The 21,776-nt window shown below is 56.8% G+C and carries 19 protein-coding genes and 1 tRNA gene; 14 read left to right on the forward strand and 6 right to left on the reverse strand.

Annotated features, from left to right (window positions below; translation table 11 throughout):
- Window positions 1–57: 57 nt before the first annotated feature.
- Complete coding sequence (locus ABVF61_RS27290) at window positions 58–660, forward strand: helix-turn-helix domain-containing protein (RefSeq protein ID WP_353996767.1); 603 nt, start codon at window positions 58–60, stop codon at window positions 658–660.
- 87 nt (window positions 661–747) lie between these two features.
- On the opposite strand, the gene ABVF61_RS27295 is transcribed toward ABVF61_RS27290, so the two are convergent.
- Window positions 748–1,392 carry a GntR family transcriptional regulator gene (locus ABVF61_RS27295; RefSeq protein ID WP_353996768.1) on the reverse strand — a complete coding sequence of 215 codons (645 nt, stop codon included), beginning with the start codon at window positions 1,390–1,392 and terminating at the stop codon, window positions 748–750.
- A 161-nt stretch (window positions 1,393–1,553) separates the two neighbouring features.
- On the opposite strand from ABVF61_RS27295, the gene ABVF61_RS27300 reads away from it, so the two are divergent.
- The 9 genes from ABVF61_RS27300 to ABVF61_RS27340 are packed head-to-tail and all read left to right on the forward strand — an operon-like array spanning window position 1,554 to window position 9,558.
- Window positions 1,554–2,060: a TRAP transporter small permease gene (locus tag ABVF61_RS27300; RefSeq protein WP_353996769.1), complete on the forward strand. Its 507-nt coding sequence runs from the start codon at window positions 1,554–1,556 to the stop codon at window positions 2,058–2,060.
- Window positions 2,060–3,346 carry a TRAP transporter large permease gene (locus ABVF61_RS27305; RefSeq protein ID WP_353996770.1) on the forward strand — a complete coding sequence of 429 codons (1,287 nt, stop codon included), beginning with the start codon at window positions 2,060–2,062 and terminating at the stop codon, window positions 3,344–3,346. The genes ABVF61_RS27300 and ABVF61_RS27305 overlap by 1 nt, the downstream gene beginning before the upstream one ends.
- Window positions 3,347–3,364: 18 nt before the next feature.
- Complete coding sequence (locus ABVF61_RS27310) at window positions 3,365–4,378, forward strand: DctP family TRAP transporter solute-binding subunit (protein ID WP_353996771.1); 1,014 nt, start codon at window positions 3,365–3,367, stop codon at window positions 4,376–4,378.
- A gap of 1 nt (window position 4,379) precedes the next feature.
- A complete protein-coding gene (locus ABVF61_RS27315; RefSeq protein ID WP_353996772.1) occupies window positions 4,380–5,372 on the forward strand; it encodes a C-terminal binding protein in 993 nt (330 codons plus the stop codon).
- 60 nt (window positions 5,373–5,432) lie between these two features.
- On the forward strand, window positions 5,433–6,083 hold the full coding sequence (locus ABVF61_RS27320) for an RraA family protein (protein WP_353996773.1): 651 nt from the start codon (window positions 5,433–5,435) through the stop codon (window positions 6,081–6,083).
- Window positions 6,084–6,109: 26 nt separating this feature from the next.
- Window positions 6,110–7,318, forward strand: coding sequence for an L-dopachrome tautomerase-related protein (locus ABVF61_RS27325; RefSeq protein ID WP_353996774.1), 1,209 nt, complete (start codon window positions 6,110–6,112; stop codon window positions 7,316–7,318).
- Between the two features lie 57 nt (window positions 7,319–7,375).
- On the forward strand, window positions 7,376–8,299 hold the full coding sequence (locus ABVF61_RS27330; protein WP_353996775.1) for a sugar kinase: 924 nt from the start codon (window positions 7,376–7,378) through the stop codon (window positions 8,297–8,299).
- Window positions 8,296–8,997 (forward strand): SDR family NAD(P)-dependent oxidoreductase, encoded by a 702-nt coding sequence (locus tag ABVF61_RS27335; protein WP_353996776.1) that lies wholly within the window; start codon window positions 8,296–8,298, stop codon window positions 8,995–8,997. Before ABVF61_RS27330 ends, ABVF61_RS27335 begins: the two co-directional genes overlap by 4 nt.
- Before the next feature lie 33 nt (window positions 8,998–9,030).
- The gene (locus ABVF61_RS27340) at window positions 9,031–9,558 is read left to right on the forward strand and encodes a 2,4'-dihydroxyacetophenone dioxygenase family protein (protein WP_353996777.1); all 528 of its coding nucleotides are present in this window, start codon (window positions 9,031–9,033) and stop codon (window positions 9,556–9,558) included.
- A gap of 72 nt (window positions 9,559–9,630) precedes the next feature.
- Here ABVF61_RS27340 and speB read toward each other — a convergent pair whose 3' ends face one another.
- The 3 genes from speB to ABVF61_RS27355 all read right to left on the reverse strand — a co-directional run bounded on the left by speB (window position 9,631) and on the right by ABVF61_RS27355 (window position 13,052).
- On the reverse strand, window positions 9,631–10,596 hold the full coding sequence (gene speB / locus ABVF61_RS27345) for an agmatinase (RefSeq protein WP_353996778.1): 966 nt from the start codon (window positions 10,594–10,596) through the stop codon (window positions 9,631–9,633).
- A 256-nt stretch (window positions 10,597–10,852) separates the two neighbouring features.
- Window positions 10,853–12,448 (reverse strand): autotransporter domain-containing protein, encoded by a 1,596-nt coding sequence (locus ABVF61_RS27350; RefSeq protein ID WP_353996779.1) that lies wholly within the window; start codon window positions 12,446–12,448, stop codon window positions 10,853–10,855.
- A 519-nt stretch (window positions 12,449–12,967) separates the two neighbouring features.
- Window positions 12,968–13,052: transfer RNA gene (locus ABVF61_RS27355), tRNA-Leu, on the reverse strand.
- Between the two features lie 209 nt (window positions 13,053–13,261).
- Between ABVF61_RS27355 and ABVF61_RS27360 the strand changes: the two genes are divergently transcribed.
- Window positions 13,262–14,827, forward strand: coding sequence for a CYTH and CHAD domain-containing protein (locus ABVF61_RS27360; protein ID WP_353996780.1), 1,566 nt, complete (start codon window positions 13,262–13,264; stop codon window positions 14,825–14,827).
- A gap of 14 nt (window positions 14,828–14,841) precedes the next feature.
- Here the strand turns inward: ABVF61_RS27360 and ABVF61_RS27365 are convergent, their stop codons facing one another.
- Window positions 14,842–15,729 carry a phytanoyl-CoA dioxygenase family protein gene (locus tag ABVF61_RS27365; protein WP_353996781.1) on the reverse strand — a complete coding sequence of 296 codons (888 nt, stop codon included), beginning with the start codon at window positions 15,727–15,729 and terminating at the stop codon, window positions 14,842–14,844.
- A 121-nt stretch (window positions 15,730–15,850) separates the two neighbouring features.
- Window positions 15,851–16,573, reverse strand: coding sequence for a LamG-like jellyroll fold domain-containing protein (locus ABVF61_RS27370; RefSeq protein ID WP_353996782.1), 723 nt, complete (start codon window positions 16,571–16,573; stop codon window positions 15,851–15,853).
- A gap of 231 nt (window positions 16,574–16,804) precedes the next feature.
- Here ABVF61_RS27370 and ABVF61_RS27375 point away from each other — a divergent pair, with 231 nt between their 5' ends.
- From ABVF61_RS27375 to ABVF61_RS27385, 3 genes are all read left to right on the forward strand, one after another.
- Window positions 16,805–17,296: a hypothetical protein gene (locus ABVF61_RS27375; protein ID WP_353996783.1), complete on the forward strand. Its 492-nt coding sequence runs from the start codon at window positions 16,805–16,807 to the stop codon at window positions 17,294–17,296.
- A gap of 184 nt (window positions 17,297–17,480) precedes the next feature.
- Complete coding sequence (locus tag ABVF61_RS27380) at window positions 17,481–18,578, forward strand: efflux RND transporter periplasmic adaptor subunit (protein ID WP_353996784.1); 1,098 nt, start codon at window positions 17,481–17,483, stop codon at window positions 18,576–18,578.
- Window positions 18,579–18,593: 15 nt separating this feature from the next.
- Entirely contained in the window at window positions 18,594–21,746 is a 3,153-nt protein-coding gene (locus ABVF61_RS27385; protein ID WP_353996785.1) for an efflux RND transporter permease subunit, read from the forward strand.
- The last annotated feature ends 30 nt before the right edge of the window (window positions 21,747–21,776 follow it).

Raw genomic sequence — 21,776 nt, forward strand, 5'->3', positions numbered from 1 at the left:
GTTTGACGATTTTTGGAGATTATGCGAGGACTCTTGGAAACAGTGGAAAGGCTGCACATGGATCCCGTTTCCCAGGCTCCTGAGGACGACATCGCCGAGGCCAACGATCCCGATCACCTGGGAAAGATGATCCGTGAAGCGCGCCTCAAAAAAGGCTGGACGCTGGAAGAAGCCGGCAAAGCCGCAGGCATTGGCCGCTCGACCCTGTCAAAAATTGAAAACAGCCAGACACGTCCGAGCTTCGACATCGTGCGCCGCCTGACCAAGGCACTGGAACTGAAAACGCCGCAGCTCTTTGTGCAGTCGGGACCGAGTGATATTTCCGGTCGACGCGACGTGACCCTTGCCGGTCAGGGCGAACCTCAGGAAACCCCTACCTATTCACACGAACTCCTGTGCACCGAGCTGACCAGCAAGCGCATGTTTCCCTATGTCAGCACCATCAAGGCGCGGGACGTTTCTGAATTCGATTCCTGGATCCGGCACCGGGGGGAGGAGTTCATGTATGTGATCAGCGGTGAACTGACCTTTCTGACCGAACACTACAAGCCACTGCCGATGAAAGCCGGTGACAGCGTCTATTACGACAGCGGTATGGGGCACGGCTGCATCTCCACCAGCGAGGAAGATGCCAAGGTGCTTTGGGTGTCCCTGGATTAGGTTTCCGGCAACGGCCGCTGCGGCACTTAAATGAGGGCGCTCCCCGGTTTTGGGGTCCGGAGCCGGCAGGGCGAAGAACCAGGCGCGTCAGTTATTCCAGTAGGAACCCTCTTTTCTGCCGATATGCTTTATGAGGACATCGACCGCCTCTTCCAGGCGCGACTCCGATATCAGGTCGACAAGCTGCAGATGTTCGGCATAGGACTTTTGCATGTGATCCGGGTGATTACCCAGCTTGTTCCTCAAACACGCCATTTTGGCAGCTATCGTCTGATAGGCATCATTCAAGAACGTGTTCTTCGCATGGTCGAAGAAGCCCTGATGAAAGTCTGTATCCAGCGACAGGTACTCCCGATCATCACCCTTCTTGCGTGCCCTGGTCATCTTTTTCGCGATGTCCTTCAGCGTCGCAGCAAGACCGGCTGGATCCCGTTCGGCAGCCTTTCTTAAGGCAGCCGTCTCTAGACACACGCGAACGTCGCAGATGTCGATCAGGGAACACCGGTTGAGCGTGAACACAAACGTTCCACGCTGCGGTTCGGTGTACACCAGTCCTTCGAGCTCCAGACGGGCAAATGCTTCCCGGACCGGCGTCCTGCTAACACCAAGTTCCTTCGCAATTTTCGTTTCGGAAAGGGCGTCGCCCATATCGCGCTCACCGCTGATGATCTGCGCGCGCAGCACATCCGATACCTGCTCGGCAAACGACTTTTGCCTCTGAATTTTCAGCATTTTTCTCAAATCCCTTCGCCAATAGAAAGCGTTATAGACGCTATGGCATCTTGTGCACAGTATTTTTGTCATTGACATACGGTATGCCAGTATGCCAGCTTCTCGCCAATCGATGACCGCGCACGAAAAGAAAACGCAGGTCGCAGTTTGGGAGGACATTGATGGCGCAGTTTGAGCGTGCCCTGATCGCGGTGAACCGGTTTCTGGTTGCAGCAGCTCTTGCGCTGGTCTTCCTGATCGTCATCACCAACGTGATTGGCCGCTACCTCTTCGGCATTTCCCTCTCCTGGGGCGAGGAAGTGGCGCGGTTCCTGATGATTTTCGGCGTGTTCGCCGGCGCTGGACTGGCGCTTCGCAGCGGACGGCTGGTCGAAATCGACCTCTTTGTCGCCATGCTCCCGAAACGACTGCGAAAAGTCATTCGCTGGGGCAGCGTTGTTGTCATGGCGGCCTTCATGGCCCTGATTTTCTGGTTCGGAATCCAGTTCGTCAGTTTTGGCTGGAACAAGGAAACCATGGCAACCGGCATATCCCGCGGCATTCCCTATCTGGCCATTCCGCTGGGAGCGGCTCTGTTTCTGTGCCACTTGGCATTTGCATGTCGAAAATTCGTCTCCGGTGATTTCGAAACAGACTCTGTTCTCGATGATCAGGAGCACCAACTGTGATGGCAAAGACCCTCATAGTCCTGTTTTTCGGCACGCTTGCGCTCGGACTTCCTGTCGTGTTCACCATGGGCGTCGCCTCGACGGCGGCGATCCTGATCGACGGCTCGCTCAACCCGCTGCTCATCCCGCAAAGATTGTTTGGCGGGATCAATTCCTTCCCGCTCATGGCCGTCCCGTTTTTCATTCTCGCGTCCGAGTTGATGACGGCCTGCGGCTTGACGGCTGCGCTGCTCCGCTTTGCAAATGATCTTGTCGGCCACATTCGGGGCGGGCTCGGACACGTCAACGTGCTCACCTCCATGCTGTTTGCCGGAATTTCGGGATCCGCGCTCGCCGACGCCGCCGGTCCGTCCGCAATCGTCATGCGGATGATGCGCAACGCCGGATATGAGGCCAACTACGCCGGAGCCCTCTCAGCCGCGACAGCGACCATCGGCCCGATCATCCCGCCGTCCATCCTCATGGTCATTTTCGCCATATCTGACAATCGGGTGACCGTCGCGGGCCTGTTTCTGGCGGGCGTCGTTCCGGGCCTGCTGCTCGGGCTCGCGCTCGCCGCAGCCAATCACATTGTCTCGGTGAAAAAAGGTTATCGCGGCCGGGAGCTGCGCGCTTCAAAGCTCGAAGTATCGCGCAGCGCAATCAGCGCCGGCCCCGCAATGCTGATGCCGATCATCATTCTCGGCGGAATTATCGGCGGCATCTTCACGCCGACGGAAGCGGGTGCTGTTGCAACCGCATATGCCCTGCTCCTCGGTCTGGTTCTTCGCACGCTGTCGACATCAAAGCTGTACACCGTTCTCGTCAGGGCGGCCATCACGACCTCTTCGGTCCTGTTGATTGTCGCCATGGCTTCGGTCTTCGGCTGGCTTTTGACCTATTTGCAGATCCCGCAAACGCTTGCCGCTGCGATTGCCCTGATGACGGACGACCGGATTGTCGTGCTTTTCCTTCTGGCGGGTTTCGCGCTGATCTGCGGTCTCTTCATCGACACGCTTCCGGCCCTCATCATCCTGACGCCCGTCCTCGGGCCGATTGCCGCCCAATTCGGAATCGATCCGCTGCAATTCGCGATGATGCTGGTTCTCAACCTGACGATCGGAATGATCACGCCGCCCGTCGGACCCGTTCTTTTCGTTATCGCGACCATCGGCCGTCTCCGCATTGAGGGCCTGTCGCGCGCTGTTCTGCCGCTACTCGCTGCGGAATTGGCGGTGCTGCTCCTGGTCATTCTCGTGCCGGCCCTCAGCACCGCATTACCTCGCTTCTTCGGTTTCTCGAGCTAGCAACATGGGAGGAAACTTATGAAACTGACGACACGTTTATTGGGTGGGGCAGCTGCCCTGGCCCTCTTCACCGCCGCGTCCGCCGCACATGCCAAGGACCTGAAATACGCACATTTTCAGGCGGCTGACATGTCATCGCCGAAACACGCTGCCGCGCTTGCCTTTGAGACATGCGTCGAAGGCAAAACATCCGGCTCCATCGATGTGCAGGTGTTTCCGGCATCCCAGCTTGGCGACGGCAACCAGATCATCGAGGGCCTGCAACTGGGCACGGTACAGATGGGTGTCGTGCACGACGGTCCGATCTCCGCGGTCTATAAGCCCTTCGCGGTTTTCGCGATGCCCTACCTGTTCGACGATCAGGCGATGGCCTGGTCGATCGTCGACAGCTCGTTCGGCGACGAGCTTTTTGAGGATATGCGCTCCCAAACCGGCATTCGCATCCTTGGTCTTGCGGACAATGGCGTCCGTAACTTCACCAACTCAAAGGTTCCGGTCGCTGAGCCTGACGATATGAAGGGGCTCAAGATGCGCGTCATGACCGCTCCGGTCTGGACGAAGCTGGTTGAGTCTCTCGGCGCTTCAGCTACGCCCGTGCCGTGGCCGGAGCTGCCGGGCGCGCTGCAGCAGGGCGTTGTCGACGGGCAGGAGAACGGTGTGACCAACATCGTCAACGCGTCTCTTTACCAGCACCAGAAATACGTCTCCCTCGATGGCCATGTCTTTTCCTGGCATGCCTACATGATCAACGACGACTTCTACAATGGCCTGACCGAAGACGAAAAGCTCGCAGTCGATCAGTGCGTTGAAATCTCGAAGGTTATTCATCGCGGCATGACGGCCGCCCAGGACGCCAACGCGGCGACCATTCTGGGTGAAAAAGGGCTGGAAGTTGTCCCCGTGAGCCCCGAACAGAAGGCCAAGTTCCGCGATCTGGCGCAGCCGGCCGTGCGTGAATACATCGTCGGCGAAATCGGTGAGGACTGGCCGTCCAAGCTTGATGAAGCCGTGGCTGCGTATCGGAGCCAGTAAGATGCGTGCGGAGACTGTGACCGATCTGGACATGCCCTGCGCAGCGGTTCTTGAGCCGGGATACGCCGATTACGCGCTGGAGCAGGAAGCCATTCAGCGCTTCGGTGCCTGCGTGCTGCCGGTTTCGCCGGAACAGGATGCAGTCTCCGCGCTGAACGAAAGGAATGTCTTTGCGGTGCTCGTACGCGAGCGCCCCATCGACAGCGCCATCTATGAGAGTTTCCCGAAACTCAAGCTGATCCTGAGATATGGCGTCGGAGTGGACAATGTTGATCTGAACCGCGCCACGGAACGCGGGATCTATATTGCGAACATCCCGGACTATGGAGCCGAAAACGAAGTCAGCGATCACGCAGTGGCGCTCTATCTCGCTGTTTCGCGCAGGATCGTTTCAAGGGACCGGGAAGTGCGCCAGGGCGAATGGGGAATAGGCCAACGCGATCCGATCCCAGGTCGCCGGAACGCAACGGTCGGTCTGATTGGTTTCGGACGCATTGCGCGGTCCGTCTGCCAACGCTTTCGTGCCCTTGGGTATTCTCGCGTCCTGGTGAGCGATCCGTATCTCGATGAGGAAACGCGCACGTACTGGGACGTTGAAGCTTGTGACGCGGATACGCTTTGCAGGGAGTCTGACGTGATCAGCCTTCATGCACCGCTGACTACCGACACGCGCAACATCCTGGATGCGCGGCGGATCGGCCTGATGAAAAAGACAGCGATCCTCGTAAATGTCTCGCGCGGCGGACTTGTCGATGAGGACGCACTGGCCAAAGCCCTTCACGGCGGCCGCATCTTCGGTGCGGGGATCGATGTGTTCGACCAGGAGCCACCTGCCACAGACAGTCCCTTGCTCAAGGCGCCGAACACCGTGCTCAGCGATCACTGCGGCTGGTATTCGGAGGCCTCCGTCAACGAACTTCAAAGGCGCGCGGGTGCCGAACTGGCGCGGGTCCTTGAAGGACATCCACCACAGAACTGGGTCAACCGATGGTGAACGCAGACGTCACCACAGCATTTTGCCGTCGCGTGACGGCGCTAATCAGGAGTGCCTAACATGGAACTTAAGAACTTGATCGCAGGTTTCCGGGAGACGGCAACCGCCTCCGTTGCGGACGCGGTCGACAAAGTAACCGGCCGCAAGGGATATCTTGACCAGGCCATCAAACCGCGCATCAACGACAAGAGGATTGTCGGCCCGGCCGTGACTGTCCTGGAAGGCCCAACCGACGAATTCGTACCGCCGCAACATGCGCTGGACGCAATCGATGAATCAGCTCCTGGCTCGGTCATCGTGATCTCCATCTCCGGCGATGAGAACGTGGCCGTCTGGGGTGGCCTCATGACCGCAGGCGCTGTTGCCAACAAGCATGAGGGCGCTGTTCTGGACGGCGCGGTCCGCGACATCACCGAAATCCGCCGCGACTATGACTTTCCGGTCTATGCGCGCGCCACATCTCCGGGCACGACCCTCGGCCGCCACAAGACCCTGGCCGCCAACGAGCCTGTTCCTGTCGGCGACGTCATTGTTCATCCAGGGGACATCATCGTCGGAGACATCGATGGTGTCGTGGTGGTTCCTCTTGAAAAGGCGGAAGAGGTTCTGGCCATGGCACGGGAAATCGATGTTCGCGAAGCCGAACAGGCGAAACTGATCATGCAGGCGGGTTCGCTGCGTGAGGGTCTCGCAAAATACGGACGCATCTAGGCGCAATCAGGCGGAGGAAAACAACAATGAAGCACTTCAAAGCCACAACGCTGTCGGTCATCGCGCTGACATGTCTTGGACTGGGCGGCGCTGTCGCCAAGGATGCGCCTCAACCGGAGGTCTTCGCCGAGTGGAACAGTCTGCCCTACAAGGTCGCGTCCGAGGACATCAGATCGACCTGGGAAAACAGCGGGATTTTCGGGCAGGCCCTCATCCAGGGCGCCAAAGTGGACAGCCAGGGCAACATCTATGTGTCGACAGCCCGATGGGGCGGGGAAGAAATCCCCTCAACCCTCTCCAAACTCGTCAGGAACGGGGACATCTGGGAACTCGAGCCCTATCCGAGCCAGGAGATGAACGATATCGCCAACGCGGCCGGCCTGAAAGCGGTCCTCGGCTTCGAGATCGACCGCAACGACACCATGTGGATCCTTGATCAGGGCCATGTTGCCGGCCCTCCCTTTGAAGACGGCGACGCCAAACTCGTCTTGTGGGACATCAAGGCCAACAAGGAAATTCAACGCTACGTCTTTACTGCGGACGAAGCCGACCGACAGTGTTCCTTCCTCAACGATCTCGCTGTCGACAATGACACCGGCTTCGCCTACATCGCCGACAGCGGTATCTTCTGCAATCCGCTGCACGGCGGCCTGATAGTCTACGACAGCAACACCAATTCCGTCCGCCGTATTCTCGATCAGCACAAGTTCACCAACAACGAACCGAACTTCTTCTTCAATATCGACGACCGGCCCGTGCTGAAGAACGGCGGCATGCAAACCGGCGCGGACGGGATTGCGCTTTCGGGTGACAAGGAGACCATCTACTGGACCAATCTGACAGGCAACAAGCTCTACTCGCTGCCGACCGAATTACTGCGCAACTTCGAAATCAACGAAACGGTCATCGAAAACGCTGCTCGCGTCGAAGCGACGCTGCCGTCTAACACGGATGGCATGACTGCGGACAACGCCGGCAACATTTACATGACCGCATTGTCGCTCGACGGCATCATGAAATTCGATGAATCCACGGGTCAGGTCACCCGCTTCGTCCATCATCCGGAAATGAACTGGCCGGACACGCTTGCCTGGGGACCGGACGGATCGTTGTACGTGGTTTCCAATCACCTGCATGTCTGGGTGGATGGCGACATGAATTTCGACGCGCCGAAGATCCCGAACTTCAGGATCTGGCGCATTCCCAATGTCGGACAAAGCTATCTGGCCGAATAATCAACACAGCCGGCCCTGCTTTGGTCGCGGGCCGGCTCTCAAGTGAAGAGCAGCAGAATGTACTCAGATATTGTTTGCCTGGGCGAACCCATGCTCGAGTTCAATGAGCAGAAGGACGGAAGGTTTCTGAAGGGCCATGGTGGCGACACATCAAATGCCGCGATCGCTGCGGCAAGACAGGGCGCCTCGGTCGGATATCTGACGCGCCTGGGGCAGGATGATTTCGGCAATGAGTTTCTCGAGCTTTGGCAGCGGGAGGGTGTAGATACCAGCCGGGTCATTCAGGACACGGAAGCCAGGACCGGTATTTATTTTGTGAGCCACACCGAGAGCGGCCATTCCTTCACCTATATGCGCAAAGGATCGGCCGCGAGCCTGATGAGCCCGGACGATATTCCAGCGGACTATGTTTCAAATGCCCGGATCCTTCATGTGTCCGGTATCAGCCAGGCAATTTCGGATACGGCGGCCGATGCGGTGTTCGCGGCGATCGAAATCTGCCGGAATGCCGGCGGCTGGGTTTCCTACGACACCAATCTTCGCCAGAACCTTTGGTCCTTGGAGCGGGCACGCGCCGTCACCCACGCGGCAATGGCACGCGCGCATATCGCGCTGCCGGGGCTTGAAGACGCTGTGCTTTTGACCGGTTTCACCGACCCTGATGCGATTGCCGACTTTTATCTGGATCTCGGCTGTGAAATTGTTGCCCTCACTCTGGGCAAGGAGGGCACTCTGATTGCACTGAAGAACGAGCGCAGGCGCGTACCGGGACAGCCGGTGAAACCGGTCGATGCGACGGCGGCCGGCGACACGTTTGATGGTGCATTCCTTGCCGAGATGGCCGCTGGCCGCGACCCTTACGAAGCTGCGAAATACGCAAATGCCGCAGCCGCCTTGTCGACGCAGGGCTATGGCGCCGTGGCACCAATGCCGAAGCGGCCTGATGTCGAACGGTTCTTGAATGAAGGTAAAGCTGCATGAAACATGCCCTGGTCACTGGCGGAACGCGCGGGATCGGTCTCGGCGTCACAAAGGCGCTTCTCGACCAAGGCTGGTCCGTCATTGCAACGGGTATCAGCGAGAGCGAGGTTGAGGCCTGTGCGCCTACCGACAATCTCGATACATGTGTTCTCGACGTGACCGATACAGACAGCATGGCCGCCGTATTTGCAAAGCTGACCGCGCTCGACGGATTGGTGAATTGCGCAGGCATTCTCATGCGCGAAGCAGAGTATGAAATTGAAAACTTCTGCAAGGTGATCGATGTCAATCTCACCGGCACAATGCGCATGTGTCTCGCCGCAAAGCCGCTTCTTGAAAAGTCGCGCGGGTCGATCGTCAACACCGCGTCGATGTTAAGCTATTTCGGTGGCGCGCTTGTCCCGGCCTACTCCGCCTCGAAAGGCGGGGTATCCCAACTCACGAAGGCTCTGGCGGCGAAGTGGTCGGAAAGCGGCGTTCGCGTGAATGCCGTTGCGCCCGGCTGGATCGAAACGGAAATGACCGCAGGCCTTCGCGCCGACACTTCCCGGGAAACGGCAATACTGTCCCGCACGCCCATGGGGCGCTGGGGACAGCCCCAAGAGGTCGGTGCGCTCGCTGCATGGCTGTTGAGCGATCAGGCAAGCTTTGTCACCGGCGCGGTCTACCCCGTGGACGGTGGGTATTCCGCTGTCTAGTTTGTTGGTTTGGCATGATGGAAAGGATTTGACATGCCGGTTACGGAAAAAGATGAAAACCCGCGTGTTCCCTATCAGCTCCCCTTTCCCAAGGACGCGCAGGCGGAAATCGTGGTGCCGAGCGCAATCCCGGATGACGAGCGGGTCTGGGTTCCTCAAGCCGAGAACGTCTGGTTCCGGCCGCTGTGCCTGAACAGAAGTCAGGGATACTGGGTGAACCTGCTCCGCGTCCGAAAAGCCGGTGTTCTTTCACGCCACCGCCACCCCAACCCTGTTCACGGATATGTCCTGAAGGGCCGCTGGCACTACCTGGAACATGACTGGGTGGCCAAAGAAGGTGGTTATGTCTATGAACCGCCGGGCGAAACCCACACGCTCGTTGTGCCGGACGATGTCGAGGAGATGATCACCCTCTTCCAGGTCAATGGCATCATGTATTACGTCGACCCTTACGGGAACCATCTCGGATACGAGGACGTCTTCACAAAAATCGACATTTGCCGTGAGCATTACGCAAGTGTCGGACTTGGTGAAGACTTCGTGGACCAGTTTCTGAGATAACTGAAGTCCCGGTTCGCCGCGGCGAGTCTGGGCATGATCCAAGAAATGCCACGGCCTAAAAAGCGCGTGGTGTCATGCCCTGTTGTGGAAGATGAATCCGATGAAATTGAGCAGGATCTGGGCCGCCAGGATTTGCGTGCTCTGGCTCGGGTCGTAATCCGGCGCGACCTCGACCAGATCGATCCCCGCAACGTCTCCACGCTTTGATAGACCCTGCAGGATTTCCAGGACATCATAATAGAGGAAGCCGCCATGGCTCGGCGTGCCCGTGCCCGGCGCAATGGAAGGGCAGAAGGCGTCAATGTCGATGGTGACATAATATCGGACGCCGGCGGGTATGCGCTCCAGCACGGCATCAGTCCCGAGCTTGCGCACCTGGCGCACGGACAGAATGTCGGAGCCCCGAGCCCTTGCGTCCTCGTAGCCTTCCTTGGCGGTTGAGGAGACATTGCGGATGCCCAGCTGGGTCATGCCCGAGACGTAGTTTTTCTCGATTGCCCGGCGCATCGGGTTGCCGTGACCGGCCGTCACCCCATGGCGCTCGTCGACAAAGTCGAGATGCGCGTCGATCTGAACAACATGCATCGGCCCGTTTTTCGCGCAATCCACGTCAAAGGCGTTGATGCATGGAATGTTCACCGAGTGATCGCCTCCGATCACCACAGGCAGCGCGCCCGCATTCAGGATTTTCCGGACGCCGTATTCGATGTTTGCGTGGCTTTCATCAGTCTTGGTGTGAATGATGTCGGCGTCACCGATATCGACTATGCGGACATCCGAGCCAAGGTAAGTTGCATCGTCTTCGTGATCATAGGCCCCGGCGTGACCAAAGCTGAACAGGGTCGATGCCTCGCGCACCGACCTCGGCCCAAACCGGGCGCCGGATCGGAACTGGCAACCGAAGTCGAACGGCGCCCCGAGGACCGCCACATCCGCGTTGATCGCATCCCAATCGGACACGTATTCTTTCTTGCCGAATGTCGGGATACCGACAAAGGGTAAATTCAGGCGGCCCGATTGATAACCGTGTCCCGACATGTGTCTCTCCAAATCGAATGTCGATAGGCCGTGCTCGGCGGTTGGCTGCACTGTGCTGGAAAAATGTGGGTTTGGAAACAAGCGGCTGCCAGAAAACCGGGCGCGACCGGTTTTGCCCTTCAACAGGGCCAAATTGCTCACAACACTTGAGGAAAGTTTTACGCTGCCTGCGCGCTGGACCACTGGCCAGCCCCAGTCAATGCGTCAAGTCCGGCAGGAAAAGGGTTCGGGATGATCTAGATGCCTGAGCCATCCGTCAAAACACATAATTCAACGCTAGGTTCAGACCGTGATACTCCAGGTCTCCGTCACTCAGAGACGTTGCATAATTGGCACCGAGGCTGAGGCCGCCACCGAATGCATAATCAAGACCAATATCGAGATTTACGCTGCCGCCGTCGTTCCCGATATATTGCTGCGTTGCCGTCAGGCTCGGATCCTGAAGCAAGCTGATCGTGGCATCGCCCAGATCCAGATTGTTGTACTGATAAAACACGCTGAGATAAGGACTGAAATTACCGTGGTTGTAGCGGGCGTTAAAGCCGACGGCGACAGACACATTGTCAGCGTTTTGCTCGTCGACGGAAAGAGAGCCGCTTCCCGCATTGCTCTCGCTATAGCCGTCGACGTTGATGTTCGTATACCAAAGCCTTGATTCAACACTTGTCGTAAACGCTTTGACGGGCGGGAACCGGTATCCGACGGTCCCTTGAACACTGTGGGCGCCCGCGTGTGTTGATGCTTTGGCGGCACCGGACGTTCCTGCATTTCTGTCAAGGTCGAGGTCGAAATGGCCATAGCTGTAGATCAGGTTCGAATAAAACCCGTTCTCATGGATGTATTGCGCAAAGGCTGAAAAGTGATCGCTGTTTGACTGCGTGTTTCCCAAATCGTCTACATAGTCTGTGTCGGTGTAATTTCGGCCATACGCAAGCCCGACTGCTAAAGACTCAGTGATGTCGATATCCGCCCCAAGGTGACCGCCGATCAGAGTGCCGTCATAGCCGTCGAAGCTGCCCGTTGTGCCATGTTCGATGGAAACAAAGCTGCCTTCCGACCAAACTCTGATGCGGCCAGGTCTTTCCGCTGAATCCAAGGATCCGTTGGTTCCCAACGCTGCATCTGGAAATGGAGAACTGCCTGACGAGTCGGCCTCATACCCACTCAGGTAAGTATCGTCGAAATATCCGGTTAGACCTGTTACCGCGCCAGTCCGGGCAGCTAAAAACTTGTTGTTCTGCAGTCTGGACAAACGCCTGTTGAGGAGGGCGAGAGTCAAGGAACTGATGGAATTGACCTGCGATACGTTAACCGGGATCGTATTGAACGCAATGCTCTTCTGCTCGTCAAAAGTGGCACTGAAGGGATTGATGCCATAAAGGATCGTGTACATGTGAAAGTTGCTACCGGCCACAAAAGGCACACCACCGCTGTCTGCCAGCAGCGGCTCGGGATCTTCGCCCGAGTTGGCAGCAACCTGATAGGCGTTTCCGTCACTTGCATGGACGGCGATCCAATAGGTACCCGCTTCCAGCGTAAGCCCTGAAATGGAGAATTCATCCAGGTTGGTGTTGTTCCCGCCCAAGGTGACGTTGCTGTAGACTGTGCTGCCGGTGCGCGTCGCAGTCCCGGAGGTAAGCTCCGCAAAGGGCGAAGCAAGGGCCCTGACGGAATAGGAAAACCCGTTCGCTCCTGTGACCGTTGAATTTGACAGCTGAACGAAGCGCGTAACCTGTGTTTGCCGCGTGAAAGTATACTGCGTCAAAAGGATCTGGCGGCCACCGACGCCAGCCGTCTGATTGTTCAGAGAATTTGTTGCTGGCGAATTGAAGCCTGTGATTTTGTCTTTCACAATAAATTCTTGTGAGACTGAAGTAGTCACAGTTGCAAAGTAGAAGAACAGAAGAAGAAAGGCTCTTTCAGTAAATCTCATTACCGTCTTCCCCAGACACGGTTACTGCTAGATTACGCAAGACTGAATGACAAGCTACTTTCAATTCCGGATATGCTCCGGACAGGTCTTAACCATGCGCTGGTGCCAAAATAGCACCTAAATTGAAGCAAGTCAGCGAAAACCTGGCGATTTTTGACAATAGTTCCGGGCGAATGTCTCAGAGCCAAACTATTTGATTGGTGCTATCTGTATTTGGTGCATTGCGGGAAGTCGATCCAACGGAATGACGTCTTCTGATCTTTTTGAACCGTGTATCACAGATACTGTCCCGGACTTTCTGGTGCACCCAAGCCACAATTCAGCGTAGTAGGAATGCCGTACCCTAACGCCAACTCCTAGCATTGAGACTGTTGCCGAAGACCAGACTGCAAGAAGAAATGAGATTCTAAAACGTGATCGGAAGAGAAAGGTGTTTTGTGGTGCCCCCCGCCGGAATCGAACCGGCACTCCCGAAGGAACGGGATTTTGAATCCCGCGCGTCTACCAGTTCCGCCAGAGGGGCAACTGACACCGGAGAGGGTGCCTATCATGGCCTATTGAGCGATGCAAGCAATTGCTCGGAACGCTGCACTGGAAATCAGGTTCTTTTGGACCGGCCAGACGGAAAGTCGTCGGCTGGCAGAGGGTCGGAAAAATGTTAGCCAGCGAACAAAAGCGCAAATTGTGCGCTTTTTCTAGACAAGCTATTTGGGCTTGGTTAGAAACGGTTTCATGAGCAAATCAGCACGCGAAATTGAGCTTAAGCTTGAACTAGATAAGTCGGCGCAGGACGCCATGAAGCGGGTCGGCGCCATCCGCGGTTTTTCCGCCGGCCGTGCCGTAACCAAGACCCTGCAGTCGATTTATTTCGACACGCCCGATCAGGCGCTTCGCAAGGCAAAGATTTCTCTAAGAGTGCGAAAATCCGGTCGCAACTGGGTTCAGACGGTCAAGATCGGCACCGGTGTTGTCGGTGGTCTGTCGTCTCCGGTGGAGGCGGAACATCCGGTCAGCGGCAGAGCGCTTGATTTTTCCGTAATCGAAGATCCGAACGTGACCAAGACCCTCGCCGAGGTCATTGGAGATGCCCCGCTTTCAGAGTGCTTTGAGACGGTCATGAAACGGACAACGCGCATCCTGACCCGCGACAGTGACGGCGCCGAGATCGAACTGGCATTTGACACCGGCAACATTTTGGCTGGCGAAGGCGCGCAGCCGCTTGTCGAGCTCGAGATGGAACTCAAGTCCGGGCCGAGCCAGGCGATTTATGACGCGGCGAAAGCTCTCTTGAACGATGTTCCGTTCCGGTTTTCACCCTATAGCAAGGCGGAGCGGGGCTATCGGTTTGCCGAAGGCCAATCTGCCGGCACGCCTAAACCTTATTTTGCCGAAGCGATCAGGTTCACCCCTGGAACAAGCGTAGAACTGGCATTTCGCGACGTTTTGAGATCCTGCCTGAAGCAGGTCTCGGAAAACCGCATGGTGGTGCTTGGTTCGAACGACCCGGAAGGTCCTCACCAGCTGCGCGTCGGCTTGCGGCGATTGCGCAGCGCTATCCGCCTGTTCAAACCGATATTGAACCCTGCAACGGTCGCTCAGATCGATCAGATGGCGAAGACCATTGCAAGTGAAGTCGGATCGATGCGCGATCTCGATGTGCTGATTGACGAGATCGTGGAACCGCTCATTAAAAAGGCACCGGCAAGCCTATCGTTCGACGCGTTACTGGAAACCCTCAACGCCTCCCGTGGTGAAGACACGCGCAGCGCGGTCCTGGAACATCTGAGATCTGCGGAAGTCAACGCCTTCCTGCTCGATCTTGCCGCCTATACCGAAACCCGTGGCTGGCTCGATCCGGAAAACTTCGACCAGACGACCCATCTGGCAAAACCGATCGAAATCCATTCAAGCAAGGCGCTGGCAAGACAGTGGAAGAAGGTACTCGGCTACGGCAAACGGCTGGAAGAGCTTACGATTCCCGAGCGGCATGACATGCGCAAGGCGATGAAGAAGATGCGCTACGGCATCGAATTCTACGGCAGCCTTTATCCTGCCGACACGGTAAAACCCTTTCTGAAGCGCATGAAAAAACTTCAGGACATTTTCGGCTATCTCAACGACGTCGCCATGGCCGAGACGCTCCCGGACAAAGCAAAAGTCAGTGGCAAAAACGCCCTCGCTGCGACCCAGGCAATAGGCTTTGTGATCGGATGGCATGAATCTCAGTGCCAAACCATGTGGCAGCATGCCAAAGGTTACTGGGAAGCCACGTGTGAAACACCCCGGTTCTGGGTCTAGGACGATCGGGCCTGTCAGGTGGAGGTTCCAAAGGCGCGCTTTTTCAGGCCCTTCTGGATTTCGTAAATCGAAATCGGCACGTCGGGCTGCGGCTGCGGGATTCTGATCGGGATATCCTTTAGGCGTGGCGTGATCGTCGGCTCTCCGCACAGCATGCGCGTGTCATAATCTTCGATCCCGTCCCATTTGGTCATCGATCCCATGATGGGGAAGGCGTCGGCAGCCATCATTTCATAAAAGAGAATACGGCGCGAACGGTCAGATGTGTTAAGCGCCGACCCATGCACAATGCGCCCGTGATGAATGGATATCGACCCTGCCGGCCCCTTCAGTTCAACGGCGTCGGATGGGTTTAACCCCACATCCTGCGGATTGAATGCACCCGCAAACACACCATTGACGTGATGGTCATGAACCGGCCCCTTGTGGCTGCCCGGATAGACCATCAGCGGCCCGTTTTCACTCTCCATGTCATCAATGATGACACCGATGGCGAGGATATCGTCGTTGGTGTGCGGATAGAAGGCATAGTCCTGATGCCACTCGACTGCGGCACCGTAGCCGGCCGACTTCATGTTGAGTTTCGTCGTGTGCAGCCGCAGGTCCGGGCCGATCAGATCCCGCGCGGGCGCAAGAATATGATCGGAAAACATCAGCTTGCGCATGATATCGCTGATCTTGTGCGGCAGTTTGATCCGCCGCAGGCGTGGCTGATCCGGTGAATGACTGTCTTCCAGGTCAAGCCGGTCGTTGGATGCCGTCATGCCGCGCGCTTCATCCTCAAACCGGCTGATTTCGGCGCGGATGTCCCCAATGACGGTATCCGGCAGGTGGCGTTCAAGCACCAGATATCCATTATCGCGGTAGAACGCGATCTGGCTTTCACTCAGAACCTCGGTCATATGTTTTCCTCCTGGATTACAGTCTGGAACCACCAGTCGGAGGTGTCAATTTCGGCGCGGAGACAGCACGAAAAGGTGTTTTGAAAGGCGGGCGTCCGCCAAAAGGTTCCTAACCTGCCTATTACGTCGCATCCCGGATGACGAAATTGTCCACGTGACCGCGAAACGCCTGGTTTTGGCGATACCACGTGCCGATCTTCACTCGATCGACGCCGTGCGACACGATCGAGGGGATGACCTCTGATTTGGCAACCAGTTCGCCATCCAGATAAAGTTGGGTGCTGTCTTCACCCTGATCGATAACAAGCCTGATGCGGTGCCAAGCCATTGTGAAAGCTCCGCGTTCGGCGACCAACCGGTCTTTTGAACCGTTTTCGTCTTCCACCGATACGCTCAAGGTCGGCCGGTCGCCACTGGACAGATTGAAGATGACATGACGGATGCGATCGCCGCTTTTGCCGCTGACCACAGCAATGGTCTTCACAGGAGCGCTTTTTTCATATGGGTTCGTCCACTCCTCGGCTTTGAGATCGAATGATATGTCAATCCGCCTCGCAAGCGTGTTCAGGTCAGGTGTCGCGAGCTCCAGATAGCGCCCGTCACCTTGCGCAAAGTAGGCACTGCCTGTCGGACCTGGCGAAAAAACGGCATCGCCATCGCGCGACTGTGCGGACACGTTCAAAGCTCCAAGCGTATCGAGCGAACCTTCGAAGGCCAATTGCACATAAGCGCCTTCGATTGGCGCCGGTAAATACGCCTGGACGTTATCTCCTCGTGGCCAAAGTGCAATCAGCGCGACGCCACAGACGCCTGCAAAAGCTGCAATCAGTCCCATCTTGCGCATTGTCCGCTCCCATTTTTAGATCAGCAACAACAATCGGATTGCAAATGCTTCCTGATATTAATGCGGATGTCTTAAGGCTCCGTGATCCGGACGAACTACAAGACCGCGCCAGGGCCAGAGACGGGCCGCAACGAGGACTTGGTTGTGTTGTCAGACATTTTTTCGCTTGTCCGGCGTCAAAAAGGTGCGTTTCTTTGTCATATGAGCTGCGAGGAAGAAAGAGACGCGCCGATGAACCACCTTGGCCGGTTCCAGCCCAGAGATGTCCTACCCATGCCGGTCCTGGAAGGGAACGGCTGGCAGCTGAAACAATACGCCATCCTGTCGGAAGGAAGGACATTCGATACTGCGGTCTCCAAAGCGGCAGGCTCCGAGGCGTTTGACCGGCTCCCGCCTGCAGGAGGATTGGAAGATCCGGTCAACGCCCACGGCATCGGCTTTCAGATCGTGCACTTTGCCCAGGTTGCCGTCGTTGCACCGGTCTTCTACTGGCAATGGGGTAGCGTTCTTTCAAAAATTGGTCAGCTGCGCGCGTCCTGGCAAACGCCGACCCTGTTCGAAGACGGCGTCGAAGAGGTCATTGGATGTCTCTGGGAAATGGACATCGTCACCTTCGAAGCGAACGCATGGAAGACGACAGTCCTGAGTGGCGAAGGATCCCCCGCGCAGCGTCTCGCCGCCTACATGGAGGCACGGATGGAATGCCCTGCTTCGGCAAACTGAAACTCCGTAGAGTGTTCGCAATCCGAGCCGTTCCCACAACGAGACCATACGTCAACACAATCTGAGCATCCGGGCTAAGCATCCGGGTTGATCGCGTCGCCAGGGTCTTTGCGCGCGAATTGACCCGGCACGCATTGAGTGCAACTCTCGGTGTTCACTTTCACGATGAGGGGCTCCGATCTCCATGAAGTGGTTTCAAGCTGCCGGTGTTCTTTTGCCAGTTTGCCTTGCCTGGTCTCCCCTGTACGCCCAACAGAGCCAAGCTCCAGCCGTTCTGATCGAGCGCGCGACAAGCACCAAACCCGGCATGGCCGATGTTTATGTCGGCCGCGTCGAGGCGATCAGCAAAGTTGAAATTCTTGCGCGCGTCGAAGGGGTCCTCGAAAAGCGAAACTTCACGGAAGGCGGTCTCGTGAAGCGCGGCGATACATTGTTTCAGATCGAGCAAGGTCTTTATCAGGCCAGCGTCGACAAGATGAAATCAACACTTGAAGGCGCAAAGGCAACGGCACGCAATGCGGAACTGGACCTTCAGAGGCAGAAGGACCTTCTTGCAAAAGGAGATGTTTCGCAGGCCACCTATGATGCCGCGGAAGCAACTTACCAGCTTGATGTCGCGGCAATCGGCGAAGCGCAGGCAGACCTGGAATCGGCCCAAATCAATCTTGGCTACACAACGATAACCAGCCCGATCGACGGACGAATCTCAAGATCGCTTATCGATGCAGGCAACCTTGTCAGTTCTGACAGCGGTGTGCTGGCAACGATTACGAGCACCGATCCGATCTATGTGGTGTTTTTTGTCAGCGAACGTGACCTTGTTCTGAAACGCCAGGAAGGCCTCATCGACGAAAATTCATCCACTTTGACAGTCAAACTCGAACTCTCGGACGGAGCAGCCTACCAGGCCGACGGAAAGATCGACTATGTCAGCAACCAGGTCGAAACCGCGACAGACACGGTTGAAGTCCGCGCACAATTCGAAAACAAGGACGACCTTCTGATACCTGGTCAGGTGGTCACGGTTACGTTTCAGGACCCCGGTGCCGCAGACGTCGTGGTCGTGCCGCAAACGGCCATTCAGCTCGATGCGAAAGGTCATTTCGTTTTTGTTCTCGGCAAGGACGACACTGTTGAACGCAGAGACGTGAAGCTCGGCGATCAGGTTGGGCGGGACTGGGTGGTTCAATCCGGCCTGAAGGCCGGCGACCCCGTTGTAATCCAGGGCCTCCAAAAAATTCATGAGGGCGCAAAAGTCACTCCGACCGAAACACAATCGTGAGCCGGGTCTCAATCGATGATTTCCAAATTCTTCATTGACCGGCCCAATTTCGCGCTGGTCCTCGCAGTGCTGACCGTGCTGGTCGGCACGTTGGCCATCTGGTTTGTTCCAATCGCCCAGTTTCCGCAGATTGCGCCGCCGCACGTGCAGGTCACCGCGTCGTTTCCGGGAGCAAATGCCGCGCTGATCCAGAATGCGGTCGCAGCGCCGATTGAAGAACAGGTCAATGGCGTCGAAGGCATGATTTACATGTCTTCATCATCTTCAAGCGAGGGCAGCTATGAGTTGACGGTGACATTCGCGGTCGGGACCGACCCGGATATTGCCGCGGTTGATGTTCAAAACCGGGTCGCACTGGCGACGCCCTTGCTGCCGGAGGCCGTCACACAGCAAGGCATTTCGATTTCAAAACAAGACAGCGACATGTTGCAGGTTATCAACCTGCTGTCTCCCGACAACAGCCGCGATCAGCTTTATCTCAGCAACTATGCAGCTGACTTTCTGCAAGACCCTCTCAGCCGGATTAACGGTGTCGGCTCCGTCAGCCAGTTCGGACCTTTGAACTACAGCATGCGCGTGTGGCTCAATCCGGAGAAAATGGCCGCTTTGAATCTCTCGGCAACCGATGTGTCAGACGCGATTGAAGCACAAAATGTCGAGGCAGCAGCGGGCCAGATCGGTGCGCCTCCGTTCGGCGACCAGTCGACAGCCTTTCAGTTCACGCTTGAAGCCGACGGATTGCTTGAAACTTCTGAGCAATTCGAGGACATCATTGTCCAGTCGCAGGACGATGGCTCGTTTATCCGGCTGAAGGACATCGCCCGCGTTGAACTGGGTGCGGAGAGCTATTCGGCAACGGCATTCTTCAATGGCCAGCCTTCAGCCGTGATCGGCATTTTCCAGGAAAGCGGCGCAAATGCCCTCGACGTCGCCGATGCCGTGCGTGCGCAACTCGACGAATTGTCGAAACAGTTTCCGGCAGGCGTGGAATATGTGCTCGCCTACGATGTCACGACCGCCGTCCGCAAATCCATTGAGGAAATCGGATTTACGCTCGCGATCACAACGGCGCTGGTGATCGCGGTGACATTCCTCTTTTTGCTGAGCATACGCGCAACGCTGATCCCGGCGATCGCCATACCTGTCTCCCTGCTTGGCACAATGGCGCTCATATATGTCGCCGGTTTCAGCGCGAACATGATCACGCTGTTTGCAATCATCCTGGCGATCACGCTTGTCGTGGATGATGCCATTGTCATCATTGAAAACACCGAACGGATCATGGATGAGGAAGGCCTCGAACCGCGCGAGGCAACGCTGAAGGCCATGTCGCAGGTTACAAGGCCAATCGTGGCGACCACTTTCGTGCTGGCAGCCGTGTTCGTACCGGTATGTTTCTTCCCGGGGATCACCGGCAAGATTTATCTGCAATTTGCCCTGACGATCACATTCGCATTCGCGCTGTCTGCAGTGAATGCCCTCACGCTCGGACCTGTCCTCTGCTCGACTTTCCTGTCCCGTAAAACAGGTCATCCGAAAGGTATTTTTCGGCTCATCCCCGCATTCATCGACAAAATACGCGATGCCTATGTCGCCCTTGTGAGGGTGATGCTGCGGTTCATGGCGGTCTCGCTGATCGTTTGCGCCGCAGTCTTTGCCGCCACGATCTATCTTTTCCAGACGACGCCAACAGGCTTCATTCCAACGGAAGACAACGGGGTGCTGTTCGCGAGTATCGAATTGCCCGATGGCGCATCACTCCAGCGCACGGAGGCTGTCGTTCAGGAACTCAGCGCGCGGGCGCAGCAGCACAAGGGTATTTCGTCGGTCACTTCCGTCGCCGGTTTCAGCATCATCGCGGGCAACAAATCGAATGTTGGACTTCTCGTGCTGCTTCTTGACCCTTGGGATCAGCGAAAGACAGCTGACACGCAATGGCAGGCGATCATGTCCTCGCTGGACGAGACCCTCGCGACATTTCCCGAGGCAACGTCGTTCATTTTCCCGCTACCGTCTATTCAGGGTGTCGGCTCAAGTGGAGGACTTTCGGCCCAGTTGCTGGACTTCAAATCCGAGAGCATCGAAAACTTCAATGCCGTCAAACTGGCCTTTCTGACAGCGCTCATGAAGGAACCGGAATTCCAGTCCGCATTCAGCAGCTTCTCCGCAAACGCACCTCAATATCACCTGACAATAGACCGGGACCGGGCCGAGGCGCTGCAGGTTGACGTGAGCGATATTTTCACCTCCCTCCAGGCTAGCTTTGGCTCGCTTTACGTCAACAATTTCGTCAAGGACGGAAGGGTCTACTGGGTGGTCATGTCGGCAGACTCGCAGTTCCGGCAGACGACGAGCCAGCTGAAAGGTATTTATGTCAAGAACGCAAATGGAGAGGCCTTGCCGCTCAGAACCTTTCTGACGGCCAATCCGACACTCGGTGCTCAGACCATTTACAGATACAACCTGTTCACATCTGCAGCGATCAGCGCACAGCTTGAAGCGGGTGTGAGTTCCGGAACCGCGATCAAGAAGTTTGCTGATGTTGCGGCGGCGTCGCTGCCCGAAGGTTACGGATACGACTGGACTGACGAGACACTGCAGGAAGTCGAGGCCGGCGGTCTGGTCACCTACATTTTGATCCTGGCGGTCGCGTTTGCCTACCTGTTCATGGTTGCGCAATATGAGAGCTGGGTACTGCCACTGTCTGTCATGGCATCCACAGTATTCGCACTTTTCGGCGCCCTGCTTCCGCTGAAACTCCTGCCTGAACTGAACAATGATATCTACGCTCAGATCGGCATGGTGCTTCTCATCGGTCTGGCGGCAAAAAAAGCGATTATGGTTGTCGAATTTGCCAAGAGCTTTCGGGAACAGGGCCACAGCGCCCGCGAGTCGGCGATCATGGCTGCGAAACTGCGATTTCGGCCGGTCACAATGACCGGCCTCTGTTTTATCCTTGGCGTGCTGCCGCTCGTTTTGGCAAGCGGTGCAGGCGCGGCCGGAAGGATTTCGATCGGCGTGCCGGTGTTTGTAGGCATGATCGTGGACAGCACACTCGGCCTTCTGATGATCCCCGTGCTGTACACCGCGTTTCAGTCGGTCAGCGACCGGATCGCTCGCATCCGGAACAAGGACACAGCGCGTAAAGCATCTGCCGAAGCCACGTGACGTCATAGCCCCGACTTTGAAGCCGACGCA

The sequence above is a fragment of the Roseibium sp. HPY-6 genome, from assembly GCF_040530035.1.
In the GTDB taxonomy this organism is placed as follows: domain Bacteria; phylum Pseudomonadota; class Alphaproteobacteria; order Rhizobiales; family Stappiaceae; genus Roseibium.

Coding starts and splice junctions, on each gene's coding strand:
- ABVF61_RS27290 (WP_353996767.1), top strand. CDS start 58: ATGGATCCCGTTTCCCAGGCTCCTGAGGACGACATCGCCGAGGCCAAC.
- ABVF61_RS27295 (WP_353996768.1), bottom strand. CDS start 1,392: ATGCTGAAAATTCAGAGGCAAAAGTCGTTTGCCGAGCAGGTATCGGAT.
- ABVF61_RS27300 (WP_353996769.1), top strand. CDS start 1,554: ATGGCGCAGTTTGAGCGTGCCCTGATCGCGGTGAACCGGTTTCTGGTT.
- ABVF61_RS27305 (WP_353996770.1), top strand. CDS start 2,060: ATGGCAAAGACCCTCATAGTCCTGTTTTTCGGCACGCTTGCGCTCGGA.
- ABVF61_RS27310 (WP_353996771.1), top strand. CDS start 3,365: ATGAAACTGACGACACGTTTATTGGGTGGGGCAGCTGCCCTGGCCCTC.
- ABVF61_RS27315 (WP_353996772.1), top strand. CDS start 4,380: ATGCGTGCGGAGACTGTGACCGATCTGGACATGCCCTGCGCAGCGGTT.
- ABVF61_RS27320 (WP_353996773.1), top strand. CDS start 5,433: ATGGAACTTAAGAACTTGATCGCAGGTTTCCGGGAGACGGCAACCGCC.
- ABVF61_RS27325 (WP_353996774.1), top strand. CDS start 6,110: ATGAAGCACTTCAAAGCCACAACGCTGTCGGTCATCGCGCTGACATGT.
- ABVF61_RS27330 (WP_353996775.1), top strand. CDS start 7,376: ATGTACTCAGATATTGTTTGCCTGGGCGAACCCATGCTCGAGTTCAAT.
- ABVF61_RS27335 (WP_353996776.1), top strand. CDS start 8,296: ATGAAACATGCCCTGGTCACTGGCGGAACGCGCGGGATCGGTCTCGGC.
- ABVF61_RS27340 (WP_353996777.1), top strand. CDS start 9,031: ATGCCGGTTACGGAAAAAGATGAAAACCCGCGTGTTCCCTATCAGCTC.
- speB (WP_353996778.1), bottom strand. CDS start 10,596: ATGTCGGGACACGGTTATCAATCGGGCCGCCTGAATTTACCCTTTGTC.
- ABVF61_RS27360 (WP_353996780.1), top strand. CDS start 13,262: ATGAGCAAATCAGCACGCGAAATTGAGCTTAAGCTTGAACTAGATAAG.
- ABVF61_RS27365 (WP_353996781.1), bottom strand. CDS start 15,729: ATGACCGAGGTTCTGAGTGAAAGCCAGATCGCGTTCTACCGCGATAAT.
- ABVF61_RS27370 (WP_353996782.1), bottom strand. CDS start 16,573: ATGCGCAAGATGGGACTGATTGCAGCTTTTGCAGGCGTCTGTGGCGTC.
- ABVF61_RS27375 (WP_353996783.1), top strand. CDS start 16,805: ATGAACCACCTTGGCCGGTTCCAGCCCAGAGATGTCCTACCCATGCCG.
- ABVF61_RS27380 (WP_353996784.1), top strand. CDS start 17,481: ATGAAGTGGTTTCAAGCTGCCGGTGTTCTTTTGCCAGTTTGCCTTGCC.
- ABVF61_RS27385 (WP_353996785.1), top strand. CDS start 18,594: ATGATTTCCAAATTCTTCATTGACCGGCCCAATTTCGCGCTGGTCCTC.